7 protein-coding genes and 1 tRNA gene are annotated in these 6,301 nt (G+C 63.0%); 5 read left to right on the top strand and 3 right to left on the bottom strand.

Annotated elements, in window-relative coordinates:
• Positions 1 to 87: 87 nt before the first annotated feature.
• Both ACTWP6_RS22810 and ACTWP6_RS22815 read left to right on the top strand, forming a co-directional pair.
• The gene (locus tag ACTWP6_RS22810; protein WP_443188861.1) at positions 88 to 309 is read left to right on the top strand and encodes a DUF3618 domain-containing protein; all 222 of its coding nucleotides are present in this window, start codon (positions 88 to 90) and stop codon (positions 307 to 309) included.
• Positions 310 to 838: 529 nt separating this feature from the next.
• A complete protein-coding gene (locus ACTWP6_RS22815) occupies positions 839 to 1,210 on the top strand; it encodes a hypothetical protein (RefSeq protein WP_443188851.1) in 372 nt (123 codons plus the stop codon).
• 117 nt (positions 1,211 to 1,327) lie between these two features.
• Here ACTWP6_RS22815 and ACTWP6_RS22820 read toward each other — a convergent pair.
• Positions 1,328 to 1,403 (bottom strand) — tRNA-Lys (locus ACTWP6_RS22820).
• Positions 1,404 to 1,563: 160 nt separating this feature from the next.
• On the opposite strand from ACTWP6_RS22820, the gene ACTWP6_RS22825 reads away from it, so the two are divergent.
• From ACTWP6_RS22825 to ACTWP6_RS22835, 3 genes are all read left to right on the top strand, one after another.
• Entirely contained in the window at positions 1,564 to 2,784 is a 1,221-nt protein-coding gene (locus tag ACTWP6_RS22825) for a L,D-transpeptidase (RefSeq protein ID WP_443188852.1), read from the top strand.
• Positions 2,785 to 3,146: 362 nt separating this feature from the next.
• Positions 3,147 to 4,223: a site-specific integrase gene (locus ACTWP6_RS22830; RefSeq protein WP_443188853.1), complete on the top strand. Its 1,077-nt coding sequence runs from the start codon at positions 3,147 to 3,149 to the stop codon at positions 4,221 to 4,223.
• Between the two features lie 143 nt (positions 4,224 to 4,366).
• Positions 4,367 to 4,849, top strand: coding sequence for a WhiB family transcriptional regulator (locus tag ACTWP6_RS22835; protein ID WP_443188854.1), 483 nt, complete (start codon positions 4,367 to 4,369; stop codon positions 4,847 to 4,849).
• A 387-nt stretch (positions 4,850 to 5,236) separates the two neighbouring features.
• Here the strand turns inward: ACTWP6_RS22835 and ACTWP6_RS22840 are convergent, their stop codons facing one another.
• The gene (locus ACTWP6_RS22840) at positions 5,237 to 5,590 is read right to left on the bottom strand and encodes a hypothetical protein (RefSeq protein WP_443188855.1); all 354 of its coding nucleotides are present in this window, start codon (positions 5,588 to 5,590) and stop codon (positions 5,237 to 5,239) included.
• A gap of 310 nt (positions 5,591 to 5,900) precedes the next feature.
• Entirely contained in the window at positions 5,901 to 6,173 is a 273-nt protein-coding gene (locus tag ACTWP6_RS22845) for a phage major capsid protein (protein WP_443188856.1), read from the bottom strand.
• Positions 6,174 to 6,301 lie beyond the last annotated feature (128 nt).

Genomic DNA, 6,301 nt, shown 5'->3' on the forward strand with positions numbered 1-6,301 from the left:
CACTCACATGCGCCCTGGCTCAACTAGGGTAGTTCGGCAGAAACTGATCGTCGGAATACGGCCGGCGCTGTGGCAATGGAGGCAGAAGTGGCGGACCGGGATCCGGACACCATCAAGGCTGAGATCGATCAGGCGCGCGAGCAGTTGGCGATCACCGTCGACTCGCTCGCCGTGCGGGCCAACCCCCGCCGTCTGGCCGACGACATGAAGGCCGGTGTCATTCGCTTCGTCAAGCAGCCGAAGGTGATCGCGTCGCTGGCCGGAATCGGCATCGTGATCGTCATCGTCGCGGTCCGACGCAGCAGATAGCCGGGACCCGGTCAGCGACTACGGCCGGTCCGGAACCAATCGGAGAAGGAAAAGCCGGGAGGATTGGCCACCCGGCCGATCCTGGTGCAGCTGTGCACGGTTACCGGTCGTTGCGCCGCAGCGCCCCGGGGTGCGTCCTCGCCGTCAACCCCGGCGCTGACCGGTTCGACTGGCCCTGACATCAGCAAATTCCTCGATTCTGATTCCCCGCCTCGGCCCGGCGACTCCCTCTGCCGCGCCAGCTAACTGGAACCCTAACATCCTGTCCACTCTTTGCCCAGCACACAGGCCGTGTAATTCTCTCGGCGCCCATGAAGCCGTTACCGGCAGATCTATTCCGGCGACCAAGCGGATATCACCGATGTGCCACAACTAGCACATAAGGGGCTGAAGTGTGCAGAACTCGCCGAAACTATCGTGATCGTAAAACCGGTTCGTCGGTGATTCGCTGGGGGGCGTGGGCGGCGTCCTGTGCCGCGCCGTCCTCTACGCTGACGCTGATCTTCAGGACGAGCGAAGGAGACGCGGTATGTCGTGGTTTCTGGCCCTGCAAGGCCCGGACCAGCCGAGCCATCAAACATCGGTCTACGAGCTGCAGGACAGCGCCGATGTGGACAAGCTCGCCCAGGAGCTGGCCAGCGCCGTGACACTGGATCGGGTGGTGGCGATCCCGGCGATGCTGCCGCAGAACACCCGCAAGCGGCAGAAGGTGACCCTGTACGTGCGGCCGGCGGCCTGGGGGATGTGGACGTTCTACGAGCTCTCGGAGGAGGACCGCCGTCAGCTGATGAAGGACAACCCACTGGTGCAGGCGATCGCGCAGCATCAGCGGGAGCACACGGGCCAGCCCGGCCAGGTCAACCCGTTGCTGGGCCAGCCCGGCGCTGGTCCGCGGCGCTGACGAAACGGTGACGGATAGGGAGCGGCCCAGCCGCCCCCTCTGCCGCCCGTAACGCCGGGCCGGGCCGTCCCGCAAGCCAAAAATCACAGAAGCCCCGCCGAGGCGGGGCTTCTGTCGTGGTGCGCCGTCAGGGTTTCGAACCCCGGACCCGCTGATTAAGAGTCAGCTGCTCTACCAACTGAGCTAACGGCGCGCGTGTGAGACAATAACAGGCCCGTGGCGCTGGAAGGAAATCCCCAGTTCGTCCGCGGTTCAAGGCGTGACATCGCGGTCGGGCCCTCATGTCGGAAGTGACCGTAGAATTGTCGACGACAATTTGCGGGCAAATCCCTGTAGGCGAGGTGGAGCGGCTTATGTGGCAGGTCAACACGGCGACCCGGGCGCGGCGGCAACGGTCATGGCTGACGGCTGCTGTGCTGATTCCGGCGATCGTGCTCGGCCTCAGCGGCTGCGGCGGAGACGCCGAAGCGCCGCAGGCGCAGGTCATCACTGACAAGGGCACGCCCTTCGGCGATCTTCTGATCCCAAAGCTGACGGCCTCGGTTCAGGACGGTGCTGTCGGCGTCAGCGTCGAATCCCCGGTGACGGTCACCGCCGAGGACGGTGTGCTCGGTTCGGTGACGATGGTCAACGAGAACGGCAAGACCGTCGAGGGGCAGTTGTCCGAGGACGGGCTGACGTGGGAGACCGCGGAGCCGCTCGGCTACAACAAGAGCTACACGATCCGCGCGCAATCCCTCGGTCTGGGCGGCGTCACCAGCCGGGAGATGACTTTCGAGACGCATTCACCGGAGAACCTGACGATGCCCTACGTCGTGCCCAGCGACGGTGAGGTCGTCGGTGTCGGGCAGCCGGTGGCCATCCGGTTCGACGAGAACATCCCGAACCGGCTCGCGGCGCAGCGCGCGATCACCGTCAAGACCGACCCGCCCGTCGAGGGCGCGTTCTACTGGCTCAACAACCGCGAGGTGCGCTGGCGTCCGGCCAAGTACTGGAAGCCGGGGACGACCGTCAAGGTGGAGGTCAACACCTACGGCGTGGACTTGGGCGACGGGCTGTTCGGGCAGGACAACGTCCAGACCAGTTTCAAGATCGGCGACGAGGTCATCACCACCGTCGACGACAACACGAAGACGTTGACCGTCCGGCGTAACGGCGAAGTGGTCAAGACCATGCCGGTGTCGATGGGCAAGAACAGCACCCCGACCAACAACGGGGTGTACATCGTCGGGGACCGGCGCTCGCACATGGTGATGGACTCGTCCACCTACGGCGTGCCCGTCAACTCGGCCAACGGCTACCGCACCGAGGTCGACTGGGCCACCCAGATCTCCTACAGCGGCATTTACGTGCATGCCGCGCCGTGGTCGGTGGGCAGCCAGGGCAGCAGCAACGTGAGCCACGGCTGCATCAACGTGAGCACCAGTAATGGGCGGTGGTTCCATGACAACTCCAAGCGGGGTGACGTGGTCGAGATCGTCAACACCGTCGGCACGACCCTGCCGGGCACCGACGGGCTGGGCGACTGGAACATCCCGTGGGAGCAGTGGAAGGCCGGCAACGCCAACGTCTGACCCCCGGAAACTTCTCGTCGACGCCGCTCTGAGGATCTCAGGGCGGCGTCGATGCGTTCGGGGACCGCCTCCTGGATTCGTCGACGCAAAAGCAGAAGCGCCGCCTACCGGAGTAGACGGCGCTTCCACCTGCGGGGTGGCTGACGGGACTCGAACCCGCGACAGCCAGGATCACAACCTGTAAGTAGAAATGCCTAGTATTGACTGTTCAGAGGGCATTTACTGTAGACCACCCTGCAACCTTAGATCGGACAGAAACCGCAGCTCACAGACATGGGATGACTTAGAAGCGTTGCGATAAGGTTGCAGATATGGCGGCACAGAAGACAGCCAGACGGCGCTCGTGGGGCACTCTACGGACCATGCGTAACGGGCGCGTTCAGGCGTCCTACGTCTACGACGATGGCCATAGGTACTACGCCACGCACACCTATGACAGCAGGATGGACGCCGAGGCGTGGCTGGCCTCCGAGCGAAGGCTGATCGAGCTAGGGGAGTGGACCCCACCGGAAAGCCGGGAAGTGGCGAAGGCTGATGCGGGCACCACCCTGCGGGAGTACGCCAACCGCTGGATGGAGCACCGCGACCTCACCCCGAAGACCCGCGCTCTGTACCGGGATCTCTTGAACAGCCGAATCCTGCCCGGTTTAGGTGACGAGATTGTGCGAGCGGTGACGCCGGCCGATGTGCGGGCATGGTGGGTCGGGCTGGGGAAGGGCACGCCGACGCGCAACACCCACGCCTATCAGCTCCTCAAGGCCATCTTCAACACGGCCCGTGAGGACAAGGTGGTGACCGAGAATCCCTGCCAGATCAAGACGGCGGGAAAGCCTCCGAAGGCGCGGGAGGTCCAGGCGTTGGCTCCCGCCGAGTTGACCAAGGTTGCCGAGTCTGCGCCAGCGCAATACCGGGCGGCGGTCCCGCTGGCTGCATGGTGCGGCCTGCGCTTTGGGGAGCTGATCGAACTTCGCCGCAAGGATGTGGCAGACGTTGACGGACGAATGATCTTGAAGATTCGCCGTGCCGCGACCCGTGTCGATAATCAGTTAGTGGTCGGTCCTCCGAAAACTGACGCGGGCATCCGAGACGTGACGGTTCCTCCGCATGTCGCTGACTTGCTGCGGGCGCACATGAAGACACACACGGGCGCCGGCCCCGAGGCGTTCGTGTTCACCACTACTCGCGGCAAACGGTTGTCTACGACCGCATTCACGAAGTCGGTGAAGGCTGGCTTCGCCTCTGTCGGGAAGCCAGATATGAGGGTCCATGATCTGCGGCATGTGGGAGCGACGTTGGCGGCGCAGGCGGGGGCGACGACTAAAGAACTCATGAAGCGGATTGGACACACAACCCCGGCCATGGCGATGCGTTATCAGATTGCCGCCGCCGAGCGTGACGCCGTGATTGCTGATGCCTTGTCTAAATTGGCTCAGTCTTAGGTCATTTTCTATAGGCACCGCGATGCCTGGATAGGTGTTGCAACACCTAGGATTAGCTGCAGCGCAACAGATTTCACCTCTTGCGCACGTGTTGACAACCGAGTACTTTCACCGTCAACAGGTACGTACAGCGGGAGGGAAACATGTTCAACGCCGTAGAGGATCTGCGTCTCGCCGGTCAGGACGGGACCGCGTGGGGGCTCGTAGCGCCGTGTCAGGCTGTGCCCGATCTGGTGTGGGCCGAAGACGAAGCCTCAATCGAGAAGATGCAGAAGCTCTGCGGAATGTGCCGTATCCAGGCGACGTGCTCAGATCTCCGACATGGGGAACCGGAGGGTGTGTGGGGTGGGGCCACCGAGAAGGACGGGAGATCCCGCAGAGGCCTTCTCGACCCCGGACATATCGACCGCTACGACCAACGTCACGCCAAGGCCAGGAAATGCCGCGCAGCCCTGCTATCGGGAGCGTGGCGAGAGCATCCCCGCTACGAGCACTGGTCGCAGGTGTGCGAGCAGATCGAGCACCACCCCACCGAGAACTGTGCATTACTGGCGGCGAGGATCGGTAAGTCCCGGTCTTGGTTCGAGCAAAGGTTCGCCGAGGTGTGCAACACGCTCGCAGTATGAAGACATGAAGAGACCCCCCTTGCCACTGGAACCCACATGCAAGGGGGGTCTCTCGTCTGCTCCTGGACCATCCCGGTAGCCCATGCGGAGAAGTTTGGAGGGGGCGCCGCCACATCCTCAAGAACGACACCCCCAAGGCGCAGCGACACCGAGGAGAAACCGGGTGCGCGCCGGTTTGGCAGGGAGACCAATCCCTACCCCGCCGCCGAGTAGGTAAGGCTCGACGGCAGTTGCTCTAGCGCCCTCGCCTGTTTCTGCCGGCCTTTGGGTCGAACGCCCCGCGATTTGCTCTGCGAAGGAGTTCCTGAAGTGTCGGCTTCGGGATTCGTCTCGCGCCCTTCGGGTGCCTGATGATGATCGGAATCTTTGGTGCCATAGTGATCTCCGTTAGTTCGTCGTAGCTTGAGTCTTGATCCAGTAATAGCCGAAGTTTGATCCGGTCAGCGAGTGCGGATAGTCCCACTGCCTCTGTCCCACAATGGAATACCGGACATTGTCTATTTCGACGCGGTCGCCGTGTTGGAGTTTGATGCCGTCGCGGGGACAGCCGATCATGCCCTCTGTAGAGGCGACTTCACCTCTGCCGCCTCGGGGAGTCCAGGCACTGCCACCCATAATGACCCGCTCAATGGTCCCCACGTACGCCATGCCAAGCTCCAGCATGTCCACCGGGTTGCCGTCGTCGTCAATGGGGTCGCCGTAACGGTCACGCTTGGGGGCTCTGAACACCTTCCCGTTCATAGTGCCCGTATTCGGTAGCGGTTCAGGGTGTACAGCTCGGACACGGTGAACGAGCCGGGACTTGACCTGTAGCTCATGCTAGCGGGGCCTTCGGTTTCGTCCATCGAGATCTGTCGCGGGTGGGTGAGATACCGCGCCGCTAAGCACATGATGACCGCTGAGAGTTCGTCGTTAGGCTCCCAACTCGGGCCGCCGCGAACATAAGCTTTGACCTGGGCTGTGGCCACCTGGAGGGCCGCCGCACCCTGCTCCGATGTGACGGCCCTCCCGAGGAACGCACCCAACTCAGAAACGGTTGGGGCAGCCATGCTCAAGCCTCGGTCAGCAGCGTGACAGCTTCGGGCTGCAACAGGCCCACGTCATACCGGGTGACGACACGAATACCGATGGAGTCATAGTCACCCCACGTCTGATCAAGGATCTTCACCTCGGCGTCAACATCACGAGCAACCGCAACCTTGCTGAAGTCCACCAGAGCCACACGATTCTTAGTCGACACGGCAGGGATGTTGTCCGTGACGATCACAGGCAGGCCGAACAACTGGAAGGCCGTGCCGTTCTGAATCGTGGACGGATCAAACAAGTGTCGCTTGCCAGGGTGATGGGACCACCTGATTGCCAGGGGGATGGGACCACCGTGGCGCGTTATCGAGGATGCTCGTCGGGTCCCTCTGGGTCAAGCTGACCGGGTCGGGTGCGTTGGCGGTAGGA

This window comes from Mycobacterium sp. 4D054, from assembly GCF_052245755.1.
In the GTDB taxonomy this organism is placed as follows: domain Bacteria; phylum Actinomycetota; class Actinomycetes; order Mycobacteriales; family Mycobacteriaceae; genus Mycobacterium.

Bases quoted from the DNA above. Each gene is read 5' to 3' on its own strand.
- ACTWP6_RS22825 (WP_443188852.1), top strand. From the start codon at position 1,564: ATGTGGCAGGTCAACACGGCGACCCGGGCGCGGCGGCAACGGTCATGG.
- ACTWP6_RS22830 (WP_443188853.1), top strand. From the start codon at position 3,147: ATGCGTAACGGGCGCGTTCAGGCGTCCTACGTCTACGACGATGGCCAT.
- ACTWP6_RS22840 (WP_443188855.1), bottom strand. From the start codon at position 5,590: ATGAACGGGAAGGTGTTCAGAGCCCCCAAGCGTGACCGTTACGGCGAC.
- ACTWP6_RS22835 (WP_443188854.1), top strand. From the start codon at position 4,367: ATGTTCAACGCCGTAGAGGATCTGCGTCTCGCCGGTCAGGACGGGACC.
- ACTWP6_RS22815 (WP_443188851.1), top strand. From the start codon at position 839: ATGTCGTGGTTTCTGGCCCTGCAAGGCCCGGACCAGCCGAGCCATCAA.